Source organism: Pseudoalteromonas sp. BZK2, from assembly GCF_014349195.1.
In the GTDB taxonomy this organism is placed as follows: Bacteria; Pseudomonadota; Gammaproteobacteria; order Enterobacterales; family Alteromonadaceae; genus Pseudoalteromonas; species Pseudoalteromonas simplex.
Genome location: NZ_JACSOG010000006.1, coordinates 1 through 20,423, shown reverse-complemented (window position 1 = coordinate 20,423; position 20,423 = coordinate 1). Strand labels below are relative to the sequence as shown.

Annotated in this window: 23 protein-coding genes; 17 read left to right on the top strand and 6 right to left on the bottom strand. The window is 41.5% G+C overall.

Features of this window, described 5'->3' with window-relative positions; all coding sequences use genetic code 11:
* Positions 1-81 precede the first annotated feature (81 nt).
* Positions 82-846 (top strand): transcriptional repressor AgaR, encoded by a 765-nt coding sequence (gene agaR / locus BIZ38_RS05005; protein ID WP_166338756.1) that lies wholly within the window; start codon positions 82-84, stop codon positions 844-846.
* 46 nt (positions 847-892) lie between these two features.
* Positions 893-1,048: a twin-arginine translocase TatA/TatE family subunit gene (gene tatA, locus BIZ38_RS05000; protein WP_082389242.1), complete on the top strand. Its 156-nt coding sequence runs from the start codon at positions 893-895 to the stop codon at positions 1,046-1,048.
* A gap of 11 nt (positions 1,049-1,059) precedes the next feature.
* Here tatA and BIZ38_RS04995 read toward each other — a convergent pair whose 3' ends face one another.
* On the bottom strand, positions 1,060-2,139 hold the full coding sequence (locus BIZ38_RS04995; protein WP_187489738.1) for a mechanosensitive ion channel family protein: 1,080 nt from the start codon (positions 2,137-2,139) through the stop codon (positions 1,060-1,062).
* Positions 2,140-2,261: 122 nt separating this feature from the next.
* Here BIZ38_RS04995 and BIZ38_RS04990 point away from each other — a divergent pair, with 122 nt between their 5' ends.
* The 4 genes from BIZ38_RS04990 (at position 2,262) to BIZ38_RS04975 (ending at position 6,993) form a co-directional block, all read left to right on the top strand.
* On the top strand, positions 2,262-3,227 hold the full coding sequence (locus BIZ38_RS04990) for a YihY/virulence factor BrkB family protein (RefSeq protein WP_187489737.1): 966 nt from the start codon (positions 2,262-2,264) through the stop codon (positions 3,225-3,227).
* Between the two features lie 194 nt (positions 3,228-3,421).
* Complete coding sequence (locus BIZ38_RS21925; protein WP_187489736.1) at positions 3,422-5,032, top strand: ATP-binding protein; 1,611 nt, start codon at positions 3,422-3,424, stop codon at positions 5,030-5,032.
* Positions 5,033-5,169: 137 nt separating this feature from the next.
* Positions 5,170-6,012 carry a pirin family protein gene (locus BIZ38_RS04980; protein WP_054552745.1) on the top strand — a complete coding sequence of 281 codons (843 nt, stop codon included), beginning with the start codon at positions 5,170-5,172 and terminating at the stop codon, positions 6,010-6,012.
* A 9-nt stretch (positions 6,013-6,021) separates the two neighbouring features.
* Positions 6,022-6,993 carry a glutathione S-transferase family protein gene (locus BIZ38_RS04975; protein WP_187489735.1) on the top strand — a complete coding sequence of 324 codons (972 nt, stop codon included), beginning with the start codon at positions 6,022-6,024 and terminating at the stop codon, positions 6,991-6,993.
* Between the two features lie 41 nt (positions 6,994-7,034).
* On the opposite strand, the gene BIZ38_RS04970 is transcribed toward BIZ38_RS04975, so the two are convergent.
* The 5 genes from BIZ38_RS04970 to BIZ38_RS04950 all read right to left on the bottom strand — a co-directional run bounded on the left by BIZ38_RS04970 (position 7,035) and on the right by BIZ38_RS04950 (position 8,935).
* Positions 7,035-7,610 (bottom strand): AAA family ATPase, encoded by a 576-nt coding sequence (locus BIZ38_RS04970; protein WP_187489734.1) that lies wholly within the window; start codon positions 7,608-7,610, stop codon positions 7,035-7,037.
* An 89-nt stretch (positions 7,611-7,699) separates the two neighbouring features.
* Positions 7,700-7,957 (bottom strand): hypothetical protein, encoded by a 258-nt coding sequence (locus tag BIZ38_RS04965; protein WP_054552742.1) that lies wholly within the window; start codon positions 7,955-7,957, stop codon positions 7,700-7,702.
* The gene (locus BIZ38_RS04960) at positions 7,957-8,403 is read right to left on the bottom strand and encodes a hypothetical protein (RefSeq protein ID WP_054552741.1); all 447 of its coding nucleotides are present in this window, start codon (positions 8,401-8,403) and stop codon (positions 7,957-7,959) included. Before BIZ38_RS04960 ends, BIZ38_RS04965 begins: the two co-directional genes overlap by 1 nt.
* A 5-nt stretch (positions 8,404-8,408) precedes the next feature.
* Positions 8,409-8,750 (bottom strand): DUF883 domain-containing protein, encoded by a 342-nt coding sequence (locus BIZ38_RS04955; protein WP_187489733.1) that lies wholly within the window; start codon positions 8,748-8,750, stop codon positions 8,409-8,411.
* Between the two features lie 23 nt (positions 8,751-8,773).
* Positions 8,774-8,935 (bottom strand): hypothetical protein, encoded by a 162-nt coding sequence (locus BIZ38_RS04950; RefSeq protein WP_171043807.1) that lies wholly within the window; start codon positions 8,933-8,935, stop codon positions 8,774-8,776.
* Between the two features lie 274 nt (positions 8,936-9,209).
* Here BIZ38_RS04950 and mraZ point away from each other — a divergent pair, with 274 nt between their 5' ends.
* From mraZ to BIZ38_RS04895, 11 genes are all read left to right on the top strand, one after another.
* On the top strand, positions 9,210-9,668 hold the full coding sequence (gene mraZ / locus BIZ38_RS04945; RefSeq protein ID WP_054552739.1) for a division/cell wall cluster transcriptional repressor MraZ: 459 nt from the start codon (positions 9,210-9,212) through the stop codon (positions 9,666-9,668).
* A 30-nt stretch (positions 9,669-9,698) separates the two neighbouring features.
* Positions 9,699-10,634 carry a 16S rRNA (cytosine(1402)-N(4))-methyltransferase RsmH gene (rsmH, locus tag BIZ38_RS04940; RefSeq protein ID WP_054552738.1) on the top strand — a complete coding sequence of 312 codons (936 nt, stop codon included), beginning with the start codon at positions 9,699-9,701 and terminating at the stop codon, positions 10,632-10,634.
* Positions 10,634-10,960: a cell division protein FtsL gene (gene ftsL / locus BIZ38_RS04935; RefSeq protein WP_187489732.1), complete on the top strand. Its 327-nt coding sequence runs from the start codon at positions 10,634-10,636 to the stop codon at positions 10,958-10,960. Before rsmH ends, ftsL begins: the two co-directional genes overlap by 1 nt.
* On the top strand, positions 10,957-12,774 hold the full coding sequence (locus tag BIZ38_RS04930) for a penicillin-binding transpeptidase domain-containing protein (protein ID WP_054552736.1): 1,818 nt from the start codon (positions 10,957-10,959) through the stop codon (positions 12,772-12,774). The genes ftsL and BIZ38_RS04930 overlap by 4 nt, the downstream gene beginning before the upstream one ends.
* Complete coding sequence (murE, locus tag BIZ38_RS04925) at positions 12,767-14,245, top strand: UDP-N-acetylmuramoyl-L-alanyl-D-glutamate--2,6-diaminopimelate ligase (protein WP_187489731.1); 1,479 nt, start codon at positions 12,767-12,769, stop codon at positions 14,243-14,245. The genes BIZ38_RS04930 and murE overlap by 8 nt, the downstream gene beginning before the upstream one ends.
* Entirely contained in the window at positions 14,242-15,630 is a 1,389-nt protein-coding gene (gene murF, locus BIZ38_RS04920) for a UDP-N-acetylmuramoyl-tripeptide--D-alanyl-D-alanine ligase (RefSeq protein WP_187489730.1), read from the top strand. Before murE ends, murF begins: the two co-directional genes overlap by 4 nt.
* A complete protein-coding gene (gene mraY, locus BIZ38_RS04915) occupies positions 15,624-16,706 on the top strand; it encodes a phospho-N-acetylmuramoyl-pentapeptide-transferase (RefSeq protein WP_054552733.1) in 1,083 nt (360 codons plus the stop codon). Before murF ends, mraY begins: the two co-directional genes overlap by 7 nt.
* Entirely contained in the window at positions 16,707-18,032 is a 1,326-nt protein-coding gene (gene murD, locus BIZ38_RS04910; RefSeq protein WP_187489729.1) for a UDP-N-acetylmuramoyl-L-alanine--D-glutamate ligase, read from the top strand.
* The gene (gene ftsW, locus BIZ38_RS04905; RefSeq protein WP_054552731.1) at positions 18,029-19,204 is read left to right on the top strand and encodes a cell division protein FtsW; all 1,176 of its coding nucleotides are present in this window, start codon (positions 18,029-18,031) and stop codon (positions 19,202-19,204) included. Before murD ends, ftsW begins: the two co-directional genes overlap by 4 nt.
* On the top strand, positions 19,201-20,274 hold the full coding sequence (gene murG, locus BIZ38_RS04900; RefSeq protein ID WP_187489728.1) for an undecaprenyldiphospho-muramoylpentapeptide beta-N-acetylglucosaminyltransferase: 1,074 nt from the start codon (positions 19,201-19,203) through the stop codon (positions 20,272-20,274). The genes ftsW and murG overlap by 4 nt, the downstream gene beginning before the upstream one ends.
* Before the next feature lie 17 nt (positions 20,275-20,291).
* Positions 20,292-20,423: Mur ligase domain-containing protein (locus tag BIZ38_RS04895; protein ID WP_222938006.1), on the top strand; the 132-nt coding region annotated here is incomplete at its 3' end.

Genomic DNA, 20,423 nt, shown 5'->3' with positions numbered 1-20,423 from the left:
ACTAAGCTTGGCTTTGAAACTGTAAATTGTGTAATATTGAACTACGAATTTGAAAGCAGCTATATAAACAACAGGCCAGCTATGCTAACCACAATAGAAAGAAGACAAAAAATCGTTCTGATGACCGAGGAAAATGGCAAAGTAAATGTTAAAGATCTTGCGAAAACTTTTGATATTTCTGAGGTTAGTATTCGCCATGATCTTAACGAACTGGGTAAGCGTGGTCTGGTTGTTCGTTCTCGCGGCGGCGCAATTGCTTGTGATAAATTGGTCAAAGAGTTATCAGTTAAAGATAAGCATAACGAAAATTATGCTGTGAAAGTTCTACTGGCAAAAGCTGTTGCAAATTTAGTTGATGATGGCGATTCACTAATTATTGATTCGGGCACCACAACCGAAGAAGTCGCGAAAGCATTGACCAACAAACAAGACTTAACCGTGATGACAAACGGCCTCAATATCGCACATGTACTAGCTGATATAGACGATGCCAATGTATTTATGCTGGGTGGGCAATTGCGCAAGAAATCAATGTCTTTTTACTCAAATGAAGTTGAACAAGCACTCAGTAAATATAATTTCAAAAAGGTTATTTTAGGAGTGGATGGCATAGATCCTGAAGCGGGGATCACCACCCATTATGAGCCTGAAGCAATGTTAAACCGAACAATGTGCACACGTGCAGATCAAGTGATTGCTGTAACTGATTCAAGTAAATTTGGTAAACGGGCTTTGTATAATGTATTACCACTAAAATCAATCGATGTGCTAGTAACCGATAAAAACATGCCAGCTGAATTTGTTGAGTCATTGGTTGCTTTGGGGATCGACGTAATCACTGTTTAGAGCTAGTAGCATACTGACAAATTACCTAAACCTTAAGGAGGTTATTATGGCAGGAATAAGTGTTTGGCAATTAGCTATTATTGCCGCAATTGTGGTGCTTTTATTTGGCACAAAAAAACTGTCACGGATCGGTGGTGACTTAGGGACATCAATTAAAGGGTTTAAACGTGCAATGCAAGATAAACCCAAAGACGAAGCCTGATAATCTTTGTCTCAAATAATGTTATTACCTTGCTCTGGGTCGCGAGATTGATCTGCTTGTTCGCGGATATCATCGGCATCACTGCTAACATCATCAAGGCTATGGTCGTCGAGTGATTTTGCTGTTTTTAGCTCTGCGCTTACATTATTGTTTGGCTGTTCGGTATCGTTTTCGCTATTTAAAATAATTCGCTCGCGAGCATCATCCGGCATGCTTATTTGCTCTGCTAAATAGGTATTGACCAGCTCTCGCATTAATTGTGAGGCCACTTTGATAGTACTGTGTTCGTTACTATTTACCCAAAAATAAATGGTTAGATTAAGAGTCGCTGAGCCTAATGAATTAATAAGTACTTGGCTTGGCGGATCATTAATAACAGCAGGGTTTTGATTAACCACTTTCATTGCTAATTGTTGGGCATAGCGAATGTCATTATCGTAGCCAATGCCAACATTAAAGTGGCCCCGCATTTTTGGGTTTGCGGTGAGGTTTTTAATAACGCTTTTATATACGGTCGCATTGGGAATTTGAATATGATTACCGTCAAAGTCAACCAAGGTGGTGGCGCGCGCCGTAACCTTTTTAACTACTCCTAAACGACCATCTACTTCAATAACATCATCAATACGAAAAGGGCGCTGCACGCTAAGTAGCATACTTGAGATAAAGTTTTCGGCGATATCGCGAAAAGCAAAACCTAAAATAAGCCCAACTAAGCCAGTGCCACTCATAATAGCCACAGCAAAGCTGGTTAGCCCTGCAAGACGTAAAAATAAGTACACGCCAAACAAGATAATAATAATGCTAAAAAAGCGCCTAGTCACCACATGTAAAAGTTTGCTTTCGCTCACAAAGCCAAGTGGTTTTATTAATAGATAAGATAAAGGGCGGGCCAACAAGTAACAGATAATGATGGCCGCAATACCAAGTGTCAGTGCAGGTAACATTTGCCATGCAGTATGTAAAAACTGCGTAATTTGAAAGTTTAAGTCTTGCCAAGATAAGCTTTCAGAAACTGTTTGAGATGCTATGGAAATTGATGCTTTTAAAACGTTAGCTAGTTGATTTTCAGTAAGTAAATAATAACTCATTGCACCGCTCCATGGATCTTTAAGTTGCTTCAATAAGTTTAGTTCAATGCAATTCAGGCGCCATAATTACTGGCAAGTTGTTTGCAGCATTGTACTTTTCACAGTCATTCTTTGGGTCACTTATGGCGAATGGTAACCGCGGTTTTCAAGCTCGTTCACCGATGGAAATCCCAATTCGAGGTTGGTGGGATATCTGTAAACGGGTTTATCACAACCTATCACAAGACAATTTATCTTTTGTAGCAGCAGGCGTGGCATTTTATGCTCTTTTAGCTATTTTTCCTGCTTTGGCAGCTATTGTATCCGTATATGCCTATTTTGCTTCTCCCACAGATATCCATGATCAGTTAGATAAGGTGATTGCGATATTACCTGCAAGTAGTCGTGACATCATTTTGCTTCAAGTTAGCGATATCACTCAGCAGTCAAATAAGGTATTGAGTGCAAGTGCCATAGGTACCTTGCTATTAACTATTTGGAGTAGCAGTAAAGGCTGCCAAGCACTTATTACCGCCTGTAATATTACTTATCATCAGCGTAATAAGCGTCAGTTCTTTATGGCATTAGTGGTGCGTTTTTTATTTTCTTTGGGTGCTATTGTAGTTGCGCTGGTGGCATTATTGATCATTGGTGTCTTACCGATTGTACTCAACTTAGTTGGCTTAACAGAGCTTATCGACTTAATGATTCAGCTCATTACTTGGCCATTGTTAGCCATTATTTTTAATCTCGCTTTAGCGTTTTTATATCGTTATGCGCCTCATCGAACTCCAGCTAAATGGCGCTGGATCACGCCGGGCTCAATACTTGCTACGTTAATGTGGATCATCGCATCAATTGGTTTTTCATATTATGTATCTCAATTTGCTAGTTATAACGAAACCTATGGATCGCTAGGTGGTGTGGTGATCATGTTGATGTGGCTTTATATCAGCGCATATATCATCATTTTTGGTGCGGCTATCAATGCCAGTACAGAGCAACAAACTCTAGTTGATAGCACTATTGGGCCAGAAAAAGCTGTAGGGAAACGCGGCGCGATCGTGGCCGATAGATTGACAATTAAACAACGAGAAAATGAGCAATAAGACGCAGTCGAGTTACTCCTAGACTTAAGGTAACCCCTAGGCCCTAATTGACATTTTTAGAATTGACTTCTATTAAATATTTAATCCTAAAGTTCGATTTTGGTTTTTATGACTCGTACTGTGATTTTACGTATCAGTAGGTCAGAAAGTTAAATCTGCGATCTCTAGCTGTAATCATATTTATAGGTCATGAAATGCAAAAAGAGCTCCAACTTAATATTAAGCGTTTATCTTTACTTAATTTGGTTGCTGTAATTCTAGCTGGGTTAACGGCTTTGTCAGTTTATTTAATGTATGGCAGTTTAAAAACCATAGAGGCTGAAACTAAAGTTAGATATCAGTCTTATATTTTGGCTGAGCAAGTCAGACAAAGTTCAGATCAATTAAGTTTAATGGCAAGGGCTTATACGGTAACAGGCAATACTAAATTTTTAGACTTTTTTAACCAAATTCTAGCTATTCGCAATGGTGAAGCTCCACGTCCAGAAGATTATCACCGTGTTTATTGGGATATGTTAATGCCTCATAATGGTAAGGCTCCATTTCCTGACGGTGAAAAAAAATCACTCCAAGCTATGCTAAATTCCATTGGTATAACAGATGAGGAGATGCAACAAATCCGGCTTGCAGAAAAAGCATCAAATGATTTAACAAAAATTGAGTACGCTGCTTTTCAAACTTTAGCAAATAAACCTGACGAGAATATGGAAAAGGAGCAAATTGACGCGATTCTGAGTTTGTATAGTGATGATTACTTTTTGGCAAAGTCAGAAATAATGAGTCACATTAATAACTTTTTGTTTATGTTAGATTATCGAACCGAACAAAACCTTGATATCGCGACGCGAGATCACTACTTGATGTCGCTTTTCTCTTTTTGCTGCTTTATTACCATTTTAATTGTGCTGTATTTTATCGGCCGTTTGCGCAAATCACTTAATCATTTATATGTGTCTTCACTTGAAGCTGAAGTGGCAGAAAAAACATCTTCTTTGACTGAGAAAAACGTGCAGCTTAAAGAATCTATGGATTTAATGGCAAAGACTCAAAAATACTTAATGGAAGCAGAAAAAACAGCAGCACTAGGTCGTCTAGTTGTTGGGGTAGCACATGAAGTCAACACGCCTGTAGGTATATGTATAACAGCTGTCAGTTACCTTGAAGATGAAAATAAAAAGATGGGAAAAGTGCTAGCTGATAAACGCGTTAGTAAAGGCTCACTTGAAAAATATGTACATACTTCAGAAGAAATTAGCTTATTACTTCATTCTAATTTAGATCGATTAGTTGAATTGATAACAAGCTTTAAACAAATTGCCGCTGATCAGCATTGTGATGAATTAAGGGTAATTAACTTGAATCCGCATCTGCATGATATTGTGATGTCGTTTAAGTCAGATTCTAAAAATAAAAATGTTGAGGTGATTTTTAACATACCCGATGATTTAAAAATTCAAAGTTACCCAGGAACATTTAATCACGTTATGACAAACTTGTTTTCAAATGTTTTTTTTCATGCGTTTGATGGGCAGATTGAAGGCGCAAAAATAGAAGTTTCAGCAAGTTTTAAACATAATAATGTTTTTATAAGTGTTAAAGACAATGGCTGCGGCATAAGCGAAGATATTCAAGATAAAATATTTGATCCTTTTTTTACTACTAAGCGTGTCCAAAAAAATACTGGTCTAGGGCTTTATGCTGTTATGAATTTAGTTACGCAAAAATTAAAGGGCTCGATTAGTTTCGAATCTGAAGAACAGACAGGCACCACTTTTTATTTAACTTTGCCAAATCTTCCAAACTGAGCATGAAATAACGCAGAGCGATGATAAAGAACCTCTTTAGTATTCGCTTTTACAGAACGTTATATGCTTATTTTACTCATGGTTGTTAGTTAAAATAGCGCCTAAAATCACTTCATACAATTTACGGGAGTAAAGTTATGAAAGTGATTCAACAATTAAATAGCCATGCCACACAAGATGGTGATGGCGTAAACATCAGCCGTATTCCAGGTTTTGATGGCAAGTACTTAGACCCTTTCTTAATGATCGATGAGCTTAAATCCGATGATCATAGTGATTTTATGGGCGGCTTTCCTGCGCACCCTCACCGTGGTATCGAAACCTTTACTTATATCATTAAAGGTGGCTTTGAGCACCAAGATCAAATGGGTAACAAAAAAGCAATTCGTGCTGGCGATGTGCAGTGGATGAGTACCGGTTTTGGTGTGATCCACAGTGAAATGCCATTAGCAGATGCTAAAGAAGGTATGCATGGCTTTCAGATTTGGTTAAATATGCCAAGTGCCGAGAAGCTAAGAGCGCCGCGATATCAAGATACCACTGAAGCGCCAGCACCAACGACTCAAAATGAGCAAGGTGTTGAGCTAAAAGCATTAGCTGGAAGCTGGCAATTTGCCGGTGAAAAGCAGGACTCTAGCCTACAAGATCTCGCCGCTGATGGCATGCTTGCTGATGTGACTTTACCGGCTGGCACGCAGTTTTACCATACACCGCTTACACAAACGAAGGTGATGATCTATATCCATACCGGAGAAATTCATACTGAACAGGGCGGACCAGTTAAAGCAGGTAGCTTATTGATTTTAGAGCCTGGCAGTGACATTGAGTTTAACTCGCAAACGGGTGCAGGGGCGTTAATTCTAGCCGGTGAGCCGCTTAAGCAACCAATCGCTCATATGGGCCCGTTTGTAATGACAACCCAAGCTGAGTTACAACAAGCAGTACGTGACTATCAGCTAGGTAAATTTGGCACACTATAGGAGGTTATTGTGGGATTACTAGTAAATGGCCAATGGCAAGATAAATGGTACGACACCGATAACAATCAAGGTGAGTTCAAACGTGAGGCAGCCCAGTTACGCAACTGGGTTACAGCAGATGGTAGTGCAGGGCAAAGCGGTGATGCGGGCTTTAAAGCTGAGAAAGATCGTTACCACCTTTATGTCTCTTTAGCTTGCCCGTGGGCTCATCGCACTTTGATTTTTCGCCATTTAAAAGGTCTTGAAGATTATATCAGTGTGTCGATTGTAAGCCCTGACATGTTAGAGCATGGCTGGACCTTTGATAAAGACAATCACAGCACCGGTGATGCACTTTTCGATAGCGACTTTATGCATCAAATTTATACGCGTAACAAAGCCGATTACTCTGGTCGTGTTACGGTTCCCGTGCTTTGGGATAAAAAAACGCAGCGTATTGTTAGCAACGAATCTGCTGAAATTATCAGAATGTTTAATTGCGCGTTTAATTCCCTAACAGGTAATGAACGCGACTTTTATCCGCAATCGTTACGTTCTGAAATTGATGAAGTTAATGAGTTTGTTTATCACAACATTAATAATGGGGTGTATCGTGCAGGCTTTGCGACAACGCAAGAAGCTTACACGGAAGCCTTTGATAATCTCTTTGCCGCTCTAGATAAAATTGAGCAACGATTATCAGCTAATCGTTATTTAGTGGGGGACACACCGACTGAGGCCGACTGGCGTTTATTTACTACTTTAATTCGCTTCGACAGTGTTTATGTGGGCCACTTTAAATGTAATTTGCGTACTATCGAAAGCTATCCGGCGATCAGCAACTATTTACGTGAGTTATATCAAATTGAAGGTGTAAGTAAGACCGTTGATTTTTATCATATAAAACGTCATTACTATTTTAGCCACACCATGATCAACCCAACTCAAGTTGTGCCAAAAGGGCCTGATATAGACTACGCTCGGCCTCATAACCGTGGTTAATAAACCTTGATAACTAACAGTTTAATGACTTGATTGAACTGTTAGTTATAACTATCCATGACCTTGCGGATAGTGTCGATGCCAAACATCACCTTTTGAATAAATGACTCAGAACTTTTCACTAAATTAAAATTAGGGTGCTGAGACCAAACTGCTTGCAGTTTGTCATCAAGCAATATGGCTTGCTGATCAGACTCGTTTCTGACTGGGTTATTAGAATGAATACTTTGCCCAGACTTCGCTGCTGTTTCAAAAAAGATCACTGCATCATATTGATTAAGCTCGGTATGTAGGTTGGTATTCAGATACTCAAAAAACTCATCTTGCTCACCGGGCCAGTAGGCAAGTCCATCTAAGCTACCACGATCGCAAAGCATTAAACGATCTGGGTGCATGGTTCGTTGAATATGTTCAAGGTGTTTTTGTAAGCTGAAGATAGCTTGTTGGTGAGCTTTGATCAGGTGAGTTGCATCACCACGTTCTATACCACCGCTGAACAGCATGGTCGCAGATTCTGGTACAACAACAATTTGATTAGAGAATTCACGTCTTAATAGATCGATGGCTGTTGTTTTACCACCGCCAGGGCCACCAGTTAGTACAATCCTTTTCTTCACCTTACATCCTCACAAATTGCTCGTTTGTGTTTAAGGTAATGAAAATAGGTGGCAAAGAGAAGTAAAAAGCAAACATTACATGATAATGATCACAACAAACGCAGTAACCAGCTGAAGCGGCTGACTTGTTTTAGTTTACTGTCCTTGTGGTCTGAGTTATTAAGTGCTTCATAACCCATACCCGCAGTGAAGGCACTGGCAACACCCACTTTACTTACCGCAAAGCGTTTTAAACGGTATTTGAACGCTTGATGGTGTTGACGTTTAAGCTCATCTTGTAAATCCATTTGCTGGCTTAGCTTAGTTACTCTGTGTTGCGGTTTATTAATAAAATAATCAATTAACATCATTCATCCTTACTAATATTCAATAATTGACGAATACTTTTTAGCGTATGATCAAAACCTATTTTACTGCTGACATAACCAATGTTCTTCCAAAGCCATGCAAGACAAAGCAATTGTAATGCAATCAGTGAAATAGCGGCTAACCACAATGATTGGCTAAAGCTGAATATCGCGATACCGACAGTAGCAAGTAAACCAGCCCAAAGTAACACTAAACCACCGGCAAAACAGACAAGTAATATAATAGTTAAGGCGAGTGAACGTGTTGATAAGCGCCACTCAGCAGCTGCAAGCTTTTTGCAAGTCCCAGTTTGTTTGCGATAGTCAATGTATAGCTGTTTGCCGTAGTCAGATAATTTAGCAAGGTGATCTTGCCACTGATCAGCGTTTAATGGCTGATCAGTGGCATCTTGCGTTTTCTCATCTGTAGATTGAGAAGTTTGCATAACAATTACTTACGACGAATAAGTGCAGTTACTAACATGCCTGCAGCAAATGCAATACCTGCTGTTGCAAGTGGGTTTTCTGATGCAAGTTTACGAGTTTTACCACTGTATTCATTAATTTTAGCGCGTGCTATTGCTTGCTTTTCCGAAAGCGTTTGAGCAGAGCTAGATGCACCCTGACGTACACTATGTTCAGCACTAGCTGCGCGTGTTGATAATGCATCTACTGCGTGGTGAGCTGCCTCTGTCGCTTTTTCTGTGAATGGCGCCTCTACTTGAGCCGCGTTCGAGTTTGCACTGTTACTTGCTGCCGTGCTTGAATTCGATTTTGAAGTTGCGGTAGTCATAATCATTCCTTAAAAATTGCCATTTAATTGGTGATTAACTCATCGCAACCTTCATACCAAAATATAAAATCAATAATTTTCAGTTGTTTATTCTTTTTATTGCGTTCTTGGTTAGTGGTTTTTCGTAACTCTTGCAGGGTGATTAAGTAAAAATTACAGAATAAGATAATTTTGTAATTGTTCATTGGTTATTCATTAACCATTTTTCCCCATTAGATTGCCAATAAAATTGGAAAAAAAATTTTTTTCTATGTTTTCCACTTTTTCCCACGTAATTCAGAGGCTTTGCTTGAGGCCTTATTTTTTCTGGCTTTAGAAGGCACTGAAGATGATCTAGTTACTTGACAAAATAGCTTGTCAAGCCCTAAACTGGAGCACTGTGGTAAAAAGTGGTTTTTAGTGGATCAAATTGGATCAGAGATAGTCAGTTACAATAAATAACCTAATTTAAGGCATGTTATGTTTCGGGGTGCGAGCTCACTGAGTTTGGATGATAAAGGACGTTTTGCGGTACCAACTAAGTACCGAGATGCGATCTTGTCTGAAGATCAGGGAACGGTTATTTGCACTGTTGCTTTAAACGAGCCCTGCTTGTGGTTATACCCGTTAGCCGAGTGGCTTGAAATAGAAGAGCGACTATTAAAAATTTCAAATATGAATCCACGCGCTCGCCGCATGCAACGAATGTTGCTCGGCAATGCCACTGAATATCAATTAGATAAAAATGGCCGAATTTTGCTGGCACCTTCGTTAAGAGCCCATGCAGAACTAGGAAAAAAAATCATGTTGGTTGGCTTGATGAACAAGTTCGAAATTTGGGATGAAGATCGTTGGCATGAACAAATGCGCCAAGATACTGAAATTGAACGCCTAGGCGATTTTGAGGCGAATCCTGAGTTCGATAACTTCTCACTCTAACGACACAAAGAAAAAGGCAAATAATAGCTAATGACAGCGCAATTTGAACATGTCTCTGTACTGATGGACGAAACCATAGATGCTTTGGATATTAAACCTGAAGGCATTTACATGGATGGCACATTTGGTCGCGGTGGGCACTCGGGGCAAATTCTTGCGCGTTTAAGTGAACAAGGTCGCTTACAGGCGATTGATCAGGATCCACAAGCTATTAAAGCCGCCGAAAAATTTGCCGATGATGCGCGTTTTTCAATTGCTCACACTCGTTTTTCAAACTTAAAAGCGGTTGCTGAAGATAACGATTTAATCGGTAAAGTTGACGGTATTTTGTTGGATATCGGTGTTTCTTCACCACAGCTTGATGATGCTGAACGCGGTTTTAGTTTTATGAAAGATGGCCCACTTGATATGCGTATGGATCCAACCAGTGGTCGCAGTGCTGCACAATGGCTAGCTGAAGCTGAACTAGAAGATATCACGCATGTGATTAAAACCTATGGCGAAGAAAAATTTGGTCGTCGAATTGCTCATAAGATCATTGAAACACGTGAGCACACTGCAATCACAAGTACTAAGCAGCTTGCTGATTTAGTCGATGAAGCTGTGCCAGTTAAAGATAAGCACAAACACCCAGCTACACGCACATTCCAAGCGATCCGTATTTATATCAATAGTGAGCTTGAAGAAATTCAAACTGCATTGCAAGCCGCTGTTGAGGTTTTAAAACCAGGGGGACGTTTAGTGGTTATTTCGTTCCACTCGTTAGAAGATCGCATTGTTAAGCAGTTTATTAAAAAACAGAGTAAGGGAGAGGCGATACCCAGAGGTCTGCCTTTGACGGACGCACAAATAAACAAAAACCTGACGTTAAAGGCAGTGGGTAAAGCCATTAAGCCGAGTAAGGCGGAGATTGAAGCAAATCCGCGTTCACGTAGTTCAGTGTTAAGGGTTGCGCAGAGGTTGTAATGAAAGCTAAAGCGACACATCGCCAACCAAATTTATTTACAGAAATTTTCAAAGGCCTAGGAGCTAATAAGCTGATCTTGGCCTTGTTGGTTGTGATCCTCGCATCTAGTTTGAGTGTGGTTCAGGTGACGCATCTAGCGCGTCAGCAATTGATTGAACAAGACAAATTATTGCAAGAGCGTGATGAGCTCGATCTTGAGTGGCGTTACTTGCTCGTAGAAGAAGAGTTTTATTCACAGCATGCGCGCATTGAAGAAGTCGCGACTATGCAATTAGAAATGAAACGGCCAACTAGCCAAGACGAACAGGTGGTAATACTGCGATGAGAAGCAGAGGGAAAAAGCCAACAAATACCTTAATCACATGGCGTTTTTTGCTGGTGTGCTCAGTGGTGTTTTTAGTCTTTATGACGCTGGTTGCGCGTGCCGCTTTTTTACAGGTTATTGAACCAGATAAAGCGCGTTCTGAAAGTGATAAACGAACTGTGCGTGTTGAAAAACAACATGTGCAACGTGGCATGATCTTCGATCGCAATGGCAAAGAGTTGGCGGTCAGCGTACCTGTGGTAAGTGTGTATGCGGATCCGAAAGCGCTGCATAAATCACTGATCAGTAAGGTACTGCGTCAAGCTAGAAAAAATGGTGAAGATCAACAAGCACTGGCTGAAAATACGGTTGAGTTAGATAAACGTATTGCCGCTTATTACAATAATGATATTCGCTGGCGTGAACTTGCGGATGTATTACGTATTGACCCAAGTAAAGTTAACTCTCGCCTTCGTGATAATCCAAAGCGTCGTTTTGTCTACTTAAAACGTCAGGTTACCCCTGCTGTTGCTAACTATATTGGTGATCTTCGTTTACCAGGTATCCACTTACTTGATGAGTCAAAACGTTATTACCCTGCCGGTGAAGTAACAGCCCATGTTATTGGATTTACTAACATTGATGGTCATGGTATTGAGGGAATCGAAAAGCTTTACGAAAAGGCGTTAACGGGTGTTGAAGGTCAGCGCACCATTCGTAAAGATGCCCAAGGCCGTGAAGTAGAAGTGCTTGATGAGCGTGAACGTGTTGAGCCTGAAAACATTCATTTAAGTATTGATCAGCGCATTCAAGCGATTGCTTATAAAGCAGTAAAATCAGCAGTTCTAACCTATAAAGCTACTTCGGGTTCAGCCATGGTTGTTGATGTAAAAACCGGCGAAGTATTAGCTATGGTGAATAGCCCATCGTTTAACCCTAATAACTTGAATGATGCCGCACCGCATAAGCGTCGTAACCGTGCTATCACCGATTTGTTTGAGCCAGGCTCTACTGTTAAGCCACTAGCCATTTTAGCTGGTTTAGACTACGGCGCAATTCAACCGGATTCAATTATTGATACTTATCCTGGCTGGATGCGTGTGGGTGGCAGCCTTGTGCAAGATACCCGTAACCATGGTGAGATGACCTTAAGAGAAATCTTAAAGTATTCAAGTAATATGGGTGTAACTAAGGTCAGTCAAGAAGTACCAAAAGACTATTTTGTAGGGCTTTACCAAAAGGTGGGGTTTGGCAGTGATAGTGGTACAGGCATGGTTGGTGAAAGCAGCGGTTTATTTTACCCAAATCGACGCTGGTCAGATCATGAAATTGCTGCATTATCATTTGGTTATAACTTAGCTGTAAGTACCGCCCAAATGGCTCGTTTTTATGCCATGTTAGGCTCTGGTGGCGTTATGCGCCCGCTAACAGTTCTTAAACAAGAGTCAGTACCAGAGGGTGAACGTATTTTCCAACAAAAAGACGTTGAAGCGGTTGTTCACATGATGGAAAGCGTATTCGAAAAAGGTGGTACTGCACAAAAAGTTCATGTTGATGGCTATCGTGCTGCTGCCAAAACAGGTACCTCTAAAAAAGCCGCTGTGGGCGGGTATGGTGACGAATATGTTGGCTATTTTGCTGGTATTGCGCCAGCGAGTAACCCACGTTTAGCGGTAGTAGTAATGATTAATGAACCGGGTGGAGATGTTTATTACGGCGGTGCGACGGCAGGCCCTGCATTTGCAGAGATTGTCTCCAATGCCTTAAGAATTCTAAACGTTGCACCGGACAAAGATGCGGTTGCGTACGTAGAAGGCAAAGATAACGATGCGTGATTTAAAACCGATTCTTAATCAAATTGATGTTGAGGCCAATAGTTTATTGGTTAACCAACTACGTCTTGATAGTCGAGATGTAAAAGCTGGCGATGTGTTTGTCGCCATTAAAGGCCATCAGCTTGATGGCGGACAGTTTATTGACAAAGCCATTGAAAATGGTGCGGTGGCAGTTATTGCTGACCGTTTATGTGAGTTCGAAAGTGAGTTTGAACCACTTTACTTAGTTACCGATTTAGCGAAAAAGCTGCCAGCACTTGCAGCAGCTTTTTACCAGCAACCATCAAAGCAGCTTGATTTAGTGGGTGTGACGGGCACCAATGGCAAGTCAACAACCACAGCAATGATTGCGCACTTAGCACAGCACTGTCATAAACGCGCAGCAGTGATAGGTACGCTCGGTTATGGGCATCCTGATAATCTAACTGAGCTTGCAAACACCACGCCATCGAGCGTTGATTTACAGCGTATTTTATCTGAGCTTGTCGCAGAGCAGAATGATGTTGTGGCCATGGAAGTCTCATCTCATGGTTTAGTGCAGCATCGCGTTGATAATTGTCAGTTTAAAGCAGCAGTATTTACTAATCTTACACGCGATCACTTAGATTATCACGGCACCATGGATGCTTACGCTGATGCCAAGTTAATGTTAATGCGTGACCATATGCCAAAGCTTGTGGTGCTTAATCAAGATGATGCGCAAGTTGAAGCATGGTTAGAAAAATACGACTTCAATAATCTAATTTGTTACGGCCATAAAAACCTCACGCCTGAAAATGCGCGTTTTGTTTATTTTAGCGATGTAACTTATGATAACAGCGGTATTTCGGCGAAGTTTGATACCAGCTGGGGGCTAGCCGAAGTTAATTGCACACTGTTTGGCGAGTTTAACTTATATAATTTAGCCGCTGCTATGGCCACTTTATTAGGTATGGGTTACCCACTTGATTTACTCGTTGAAGGGTGTAAGTCTTTGCAGCCTGTTGCTGGTCGCATGCAGGCATTTAGTGCACCAGGTCAACCGACTTGTATTGTTGATTATGCCCACACTCCTGATGCATTAGCACTGGCATTACAAGCATTGCAAAAGCACGTTCCAGGTGGCGTTAGCTGTGTGTTTGGCTGTGGTGGTGACAGAGACAAAGGCAAACGCCCGATGATGGCAAAAGCTGCTGAAGGTAATGCAGACCGTATTATTGTCACCAGCGATAACCCAAGAAGTGAAGACCCTGACGCTATTATTGCTGATGTAGTTGCGGGGCTTAAGCAGCCTGAACGCGCACATTGTGAAGCAGACCGAGCGCAGGCTATTAGTTATGCCATTTCGCAAGCGAGTGCTGATGATGTCATCCTTATTGCGGGTAAAGGCCACGAAGATTATCAAATTATTGGCGACCAACGAATCGACTTCTGCGATCGTCAATATGTACAACAACAATTAAAAGAAAAATCGCAAGGGGCGCAGTTATGATCCCTATGGATTTTGATTGGCTAGCTAAAGTTCTAGCAACCGATTACCAAGGTGGTAATCAAACGGTAAAAAATATTAACACTGACACCCGTACTTTGTGTGACGGTGAAGTGTTTTTAGCGCTACAAGGGCCTAATTTTGATGGCCATAAATTTGTTGCGCAAGCAAAAGAAAAAGGCGCGATAGCTGCTATTGTAGCGCGCCCTGTTAATGTCGATATTGTGCAGTTTGTGGTTAGTGACACACGTATTGCGCTAGGTCACATCGGCGCAGCTGTGATGGCACAGGTTGCACCGAAAACAATTGCTATTACTGGTAGCGTGGGTAAAACGACCGTAAAAGAAATGTGTGCGGCGATTTTATCTGGTCATGGTGAAGTACTAGCAACAAAAGGCAACTTTAATAATGACATTGGCGTACCACTCACGTTATTACGCCTTGAACCACAACACCAATATGCGGTGATTGAGTTAGGTGCAAACCACATTGGTGAAATTGCTTACACCGTTGCAATGACGAAACCTGATGTTGCTGTGGTATGTAATGTTGCAGCTTCTCACTTAGAGGGCTTTGGCTCATTACAAGGTGTAGCAACGGCCAAAGGCGAAATCTATGATGGCTTAAAGCCTGATGGTGTTGCTATCGTCAATTGCGATAGCGATTATGCCGATTTTTGGCTTGAAAAGTTAACTAATCGCAATGTAAAACGTTTTTCTACTAGCCAACAATTAGATTATTGGGCAGAAGATGTGGTGCTTGATGAACAAGCCCGTGCTTCTTTTGTGCTTTGCAATAAAAATAAAAAAGTACCTGTCACTCTGGCATTACCGGGCAAGCATAATATTGCTAATGCATTAATTGCCACCGCCTTAACAACTGAGCTCGGTGTAAGCCTCGAAAGTGTCGCATCGGCGCTGGCAACCATGGGTGAAGTTAAAGGTCGTGTAAACGTCCTTAAAGTGTCAGACTCATTGACGGTGATTGATGATACCTACAACGCGAATGTGCAATCGGTTAAAGCAGCAATTGATTTATTAAGTGATATGCCGGGGCGTCGTATTTTTGCGTTAGGTGATATGGGGGAGCTGGGTGAAGAAGCACGTTTTTATCATCAACAAGTCGGTGAATATGCACAGCAAAAAGGCATTGATGAACTTTATAGTCTAGGTGTATTAAGTAAATCAGCCAGTGATGTATTTGAAAAGCCAAACCGCCACTTCTCAAGCCGTGAACAATTATTACAACAATTACAAAGTGAACTTGCTCAATCGACGCAAAAAACCACAGTTGTTGTAAAAGGTTCGCGCAGTTCTCGTATGGAGCTCGTGGTCACAGATTTAGTAAATAGCCAGCAAAATGGCAACAATGGAGTATCGTCATGTTAGTTTGGCTGGCCGAGTATTTAACACAGTATTACAGTGGCTTTAATGTTTTTTCTTACCTAACGCTGCGCGCAATTTTAGGTATTTTAACAGCGCTACTTATCTCACTTTATTTTGGTCCTAAGCTAATTCGTGCATTGCAAAAAATGCAGATTGGTCAGGTGGTTCGTCACGATGGTCCAGAATCTCACCTATCTAAAAAAGGTACGCCAACTATGGGCGGCATTTTGATTTTAGGGGCGATTTTTACCAGCACATTACTGTGGGCAGACCTTTCAAATAAATATGTTTGGGCAACCTTATTTGTCGTGGGCTCGTTAGGTGTGGTTGGTTTTATTGATGACTACCGTAAAGTGATCCGCAAAGACCCTAAAGGGTTAATTGCTAAATGGAAATACTTTTGGCAATCAGTGATTGCGTTAGTGGTTGCCAGCGCACTTTATTTTACCTCGCAGCAAGGCAGCGAAACCTCGTTAGTTGTGCCGTTTTTTAAAGACGTGCTACCACAGCTAGGGTTGTTTTATATCGTGATGACTTACTTTGTAATTGTAGGTACGTCGAACGCGGTAAACCTAACAGATGGCCTTGATGGTTTAGCGATTGTGCCAACCATTTTAGTGGCGGCAGCACTTGCTATTATTGCTTATTTAACAGGTAACGTTAATTTCTCAAGCTACCTACATATTCCGCATTTACCGCTCGCCAGTGAGCTTGTGGTTGTGTGTACAGCAATTGTGGGAGCTGGACTTGGTTTCTTATGGTTTAACACCTACCCAGCACAGGTATTTATGGGTGATGTAGGTTCATTAGCACTTGGTGGTGCACTGGGTATTATTGCGGTGCTTGTTCGTCAAGAACTGGTACTTATCATCATGGGTGGTGTGTTTGTAATGGAAGCATTGTCGGTGATTTTACAAGTAGGCTCTTACAAATTACGTGGTCAACGTATTTTTAGAATGGCGCCTATTCACCACCATTATGAATTAAAGGGGTGGCCTGAGCCGCGCGTAATTGTGCGCTTTTGGATTATTTCAATCGTGCTAGTGCTTGCTGGCCTTGCGACATTGAAGATCAGGTAAATGACAGTTATTAACGAGATTAAAAATAAACAAATTTCAGTGCTCGGACTCGGTGTAACCGGTCTGGGCATTGTGCGTTTTTTATTATCTCAGAATATTAAGCCAATTGTTGTTGATAGCCGCACAGCGCCGCCGGGTGCTGATTGGCTAAATGAGCATGCTAGTGAGTTAACGACTCACTTTGGTGATTTAGAACAGGCCGATTTAGCCTGCAATGACATTATTATTATCAGCCCAGGTTTAAGCCTCGCGACACCCGCTGTAGCAAAAGCGATTGATGCTGGTGTTGAAGTGATTGGTGACGTTGAGCTTTTTGCCCGTTTAACCGATAAACCAATTGTCGCGGTGACAGGTTCAAATGGTAAGTCGACAGTGGTCACATTGGCGTTTGAAGTACTGAAAGCGGCCGGTTATAAAGTTGGCCTTGGTGGTAACATTGGTACTGCGGTACTTGATTTACTATCGCAAGAATATGATGTCTATGTACTTGAGCTGTCGAGTTTTCAACTTGATACCACGCATAGCTTAAAAGCGAAAAGTGCCTGTGTGTTGAATGTGAGTGAAGACCACCTCGATCGTTATTCAAGTTATCAAGCATACATAGACTCTAAACAAAGTATTTATAATGGCTCAGAGCTTGCTGTAGTTAATGCCATTGATGTGGCAACACACACTGCAAAGCAGCCCCAAGTAAGCTTTGCGCTCGCCAATGCAGATTTTGCCTTGGTTGAACATCAAGGCGAACAACACTTTGCAGCACACGGTAAACCAGTATTACCAGCAAGCTGCTTAAATGTTGTTGGTTCACACAATCAACAAAACGCTTTAGCGGTGATGGCATTACTGAGCCCGTTTGATATTGCTAAAGAGTATTACCAGCAAGCGTTTAGTGCTTTTACTGGGCTTGCACACCGTTGCCAGTTTGTCGCTGAAATTAATGGAGTGAAATACTTTAACGATTCAAAGGCGACCAATGTAGGTGCAACTATCGCAGCGATTGAAAGCTTAGCTGATCAAGCAAAGCAATTGGTTGTGATTGCCGGTGGTGATGCAAAGGGGGCTGATTTAGATGCCTTAAAACCATACTTAAACAACAAAGTGAAAGCGCTTATTTGTTTTGGTAAGGATGCTAAAGCTCTCGTAGCATTAACCGAAAAAGGCCACCTAACCACCAACATGCATGAAGCTGTGCAACTAGCAAAACAGTTAAGCAGCAGTGGCGATATCGTTTTATTAGCACCCGCATGTGCCAGCATTGATATGTACAACAATTACATGCAACGTGGTGATGATTTTGCGCAGTGCGTATTGGCGGAGGCAGTATGATTGCATTTGCTGACATCCGTGACGCATTAACACCAAAGCAATCGCCACAGCTTTATGATGTGCCGTTATTGTATTGCATGTTGATGTTGATTGGCGTTGGCTTTGTGATGGTAACCAGTGCCTCTATGCCAACAGCAGAGCGATTATTTGATAATCCTTATCACATTATTATTCGCCACGGCATGTTCTTAATTATGGGCTTTTTCTTATTTTGGATTGCCACAAATGTGCCTATGGATTGGTGGAAGCGCAGTAACGCCTATTTATTGTTGCTGGGTTTAGGTTTGCTGGTTTTAGTGCTGATTGTTGGCCGTGAAGTGAACGGTGCAAAGCGTTGGATACCTATTGGCCCAGTTGGCTTTCAGGTTGCTGAAGCCGCCAAGTTGTATTTCTTTAGCTATATTGCCGGTTACTTGGTACGTAAACGTGAAGAAGTACAAGAGAACTTAAAAGGTTTCTTCAAGCCATTAGCTGTATTTGGTGTGTATGCATTTTTGATTTTGATGCAACCAGATTTAGGGACCGTAGTTGTACTGTTTGTGACGACAGTTGGTTTGTTGTTTTTAGCGGGGGCTAAGTTATGGCAGTTTTTTGGCCTTATTTTAACGGGTATTGCTGCCGTGGTAGTGCTAATTATCGCTGAACCATACCGTATGGCTCGTGTCACTGGCTTTTTAGAGCCGTGGGAAGATCCATTCGGTAAAGGTTATCAGTTAGTGCAATCGCTAATGGCATACAGTCAAGGTGGTTGGTTTGGTCAAGGCTTAGGAAATAGCGTGCAAAAACTGCAATATCTTCCTGAAGCACATAATGACTTTATCTTTGCAGTGATTGGTGAAGAGCTTGGCTTTTTTGGCGTATTAAGTATTTTGATTGTGCTTGCTGTGTTTGTATTCAGAGCCCTGTTAATTGGTCAAAAAGCATTGAAATGCGGCAAAGAGTACGAAGGCTATTTTGCTTTTGCTATTGGTATCTGGTTTGCGTTTCAAACCATGGTAAATGTTGGCGCAAGTGCGGGTATTTTGCCAACCAAAGGTTTAACACTGCCGTTTGTTTCTTACGGTGGCTCTAGTTTATTAATTATGACCATAGCAACAGGTGTACTTTTGCGAATAGATTTTGAGACAAAAATGGCAACTAAGCAGGCAACCTCTCGAGGAGGTAAGCGATGAGTAAAAAATTACTTGTTGTTGCAGGCGGTACTGGTGGTCATATTTTCCCGGGTATTGCAGTTGCTGATTTTTTAAAGCAGCAAGGCTGGCAGGTTAGCTGGATTGGCACGCCTGACAGAATGGAAGCAACGGTAGTACCTAAGCACAACATTGAGATTGATTTTATCAATGTGAAAGGTGTGCGTGGCAATGGTATTAAACGTTTGGTCAAGGCACCATTTATGGTGATGAATGCCATTTTTCAAGCACGCAAAATTTTAAAAGCACAAAAGCCCGATGTTGTTTTAGCTATGGGTGGTTATGTGACTGGACCTACGGGCATAGCAGCAAAGAGCTTAGGTATTCCTTTGGTTATTCATGAGCAAAATGCTGTTGCAGGCATGAGTAATCGTTGGCTAGCAAAGTTTGCCAATAAAGTTTTAGCTGCTTTTCCATCGGCTTTTGCAAAAGAACAATGTGAAGTAGTCGGTAACCCAGTCAGAGCAAGTGTCGCTAATGTCACTGTAAAGCAAACAGCGACACCGATTAATGTGCTAGTAGTTGGCGGTTCACTCGGTGCGCAAGTTCTTAATGATACTTTACCAGCTGTATTCAGTGAACTTTCAGCGCTAACAACGCTTAATATATGGCACCAAACAGGTAAAAATAATGAACCGAATGTGACTGCCAGCTATCAACAGTTAGGGTTAACTGAAAATAGTAAAGTCGCTGAATTCATTGATGATATGGATAGCGCATATCAATGGGCTGATTTGGTAATTTGCCGAGCTGGTGCATTAACGGTGAGTGAGATAGCTGCAGCCGGAAGAATGGCCTTATTTGTGCCTTTTCCGCATGCTGTGGATGACCATCAAACTGCCAATGCAAAGTATTTAGTGACTGAGCAAGCTGCGTTAATTATGCAGCAAAGTGAGTTTAACCAAGCGGCGGTTGTTGAGTTATTAACGCCTTACGTAAATGCACCAGAAAAAATTTCAACAATGGCAAGTAAAGCAAAACAGCTTGCTATTTTAGATGCCACAGCCAATGTTGCAAAACGCTGTGAGCAACTAGCAGATAGAAGAGATTAGTAGTGAAAGAAAGCACGATGAAAGAAAACAACACCCGTCCTGCGATGCGTCGTATCGACACCATCCACTTTGTGGGTATTGGTGGCGCAGGCATGGGTGGTATTGCCGAAGTACTTGCTTTTGAAGGCTACCGCATCACAGGTTCAGAC

Bases quoted from the DNA above. Each gene is read 5' to 3' on its own strand.
- agaR (WP_166338756.1), top strand. From the start codon at position 82: ATGCTAACCACAATAGAAAGAAGACAAAAAATCGTTCTGATGACCGAG.
- tatA (WP_082389242.1), top strand. From the start codon at position 893: ATGGCAGGAATAAGTGTTTGGCAATTAGCTATTATTGCCGCAATTGTG.
- BIZ38_RS04995 (WP_187489738.1), bottom strand. From the start codon at position 2,139: ATGAGTTATTATTTACTTACTGAAAATCAACTAGCTAACGTTTTAAAA.
- BIZ38_RS04990 (WP_187489737.1), top strand. From the start codon at position 2,262: ATGGCGAATGGTAACCGCGGTTTTCAAGCTCGTTCACCGATGGAAATC.
- BIZ38_RS21925 (WP_187489736.1), top strand. From the start codon at position 3,422: ATGCAAAAAGAGCTCCAACTTAATATTAAGCGTTTATCTTTACTTAAT.
- BIZ38_RS04980 (WP_054552745.1), top strand. From the start codon at position 5,170: ATGAAAGTGATTCAACAATTAAATAGCCATGCCACACAAGATGGTGAT.
- BIZ38_RS04965 (WP_054552742.1), bottom strand. From the start codon at position 7,957: ATGTTAATTGATTATTTTATTAATAAACCGCAACACAGAGTAACTAAG.
- BIZ38_RS04960 (WP_054552741.1), bottom strand. From the start codon at position 8,403: ATGCAAACTTCTCAATCTACAGATGAGAAAACGCAAGATGCCACTGAT.
- BIZ38_RS04955 (WP_187489733.1), bottom strand. From the start codon at position 8,750: ATGACTACCGCAACTTCAAAATCGAATTCAAGCACGGCAGCAAGTAAC.
- BIZ38_RS04950 (WP_171043807.1), bottom strand. From the start codon at position 8,935: ATGAACAATTACAAAATTATCTTATTCTGTAATTTTTACTTAATCACC.
- mraZ (WP_054552739.1), top strand. From the start codon at position 9,210: ATGTTTCGGGGTGCGAGCTCACTGAGTTTGGATGATAAAGGACGTTTT.
- rsmH (WP_054552738.1), top strand. From the start codon at position 9,699: ATGACAGCGCAATTTGAACATGTCTCTGTACTGATGGACGAAACCATA.
- ftsL (WP_187489732.1), top strand. From the start codon at position 10,634: ATGAAAGCTAAAGCGACACATCGCCAACCAAATTTATTTACAGAAATT.
- BIZ38_RS04930 (WP_054552736.1), top strand. From the start codon at position 10,957: ATGAGAAGCAGAGGGAAAAAGCCAACAAATACCTTAATCACATGGCGT.
- murE (WP_187489731.1), top strand. From the start codon at position 12,767: ATGCGTGATTTAAAACCGATTCTTAATCAAATTGATGTTGAGGCCAAT.
- murF (WP_187489730.1), top strand. From the start codon at position 14,242: ATGATCCCTATGGATTTTGATTGGCTAGCTAAAGTTCTAGCAACCGAT.
- mraY (WP_054552733.1), top strand. From the start codon at position 15,624: ATGTTAGTTTGGCTGGCCGAGTATTTAACACAGTATTACAGTGGCTTT.
- murD (WP_187489729.1), top strand. From the start codon at position 16,707: ATGACAGTTATTAACGAGATTAAAAATAAACAAATTTCAGTGCTCGGA.
- ftsW (WP_054552731.1), top strand. From the start codon at position 18,029: ATGATTGCATTTGCTGACATCCGTGACGCATTAACACCAAAGCAATCG.
- murG (WP_187489728.1), top strand. From the start codon at position 19,201: ATGAGTAAAAAATTACTTGTTGTTGCAGGCGGTACTGGTGGTCATATT.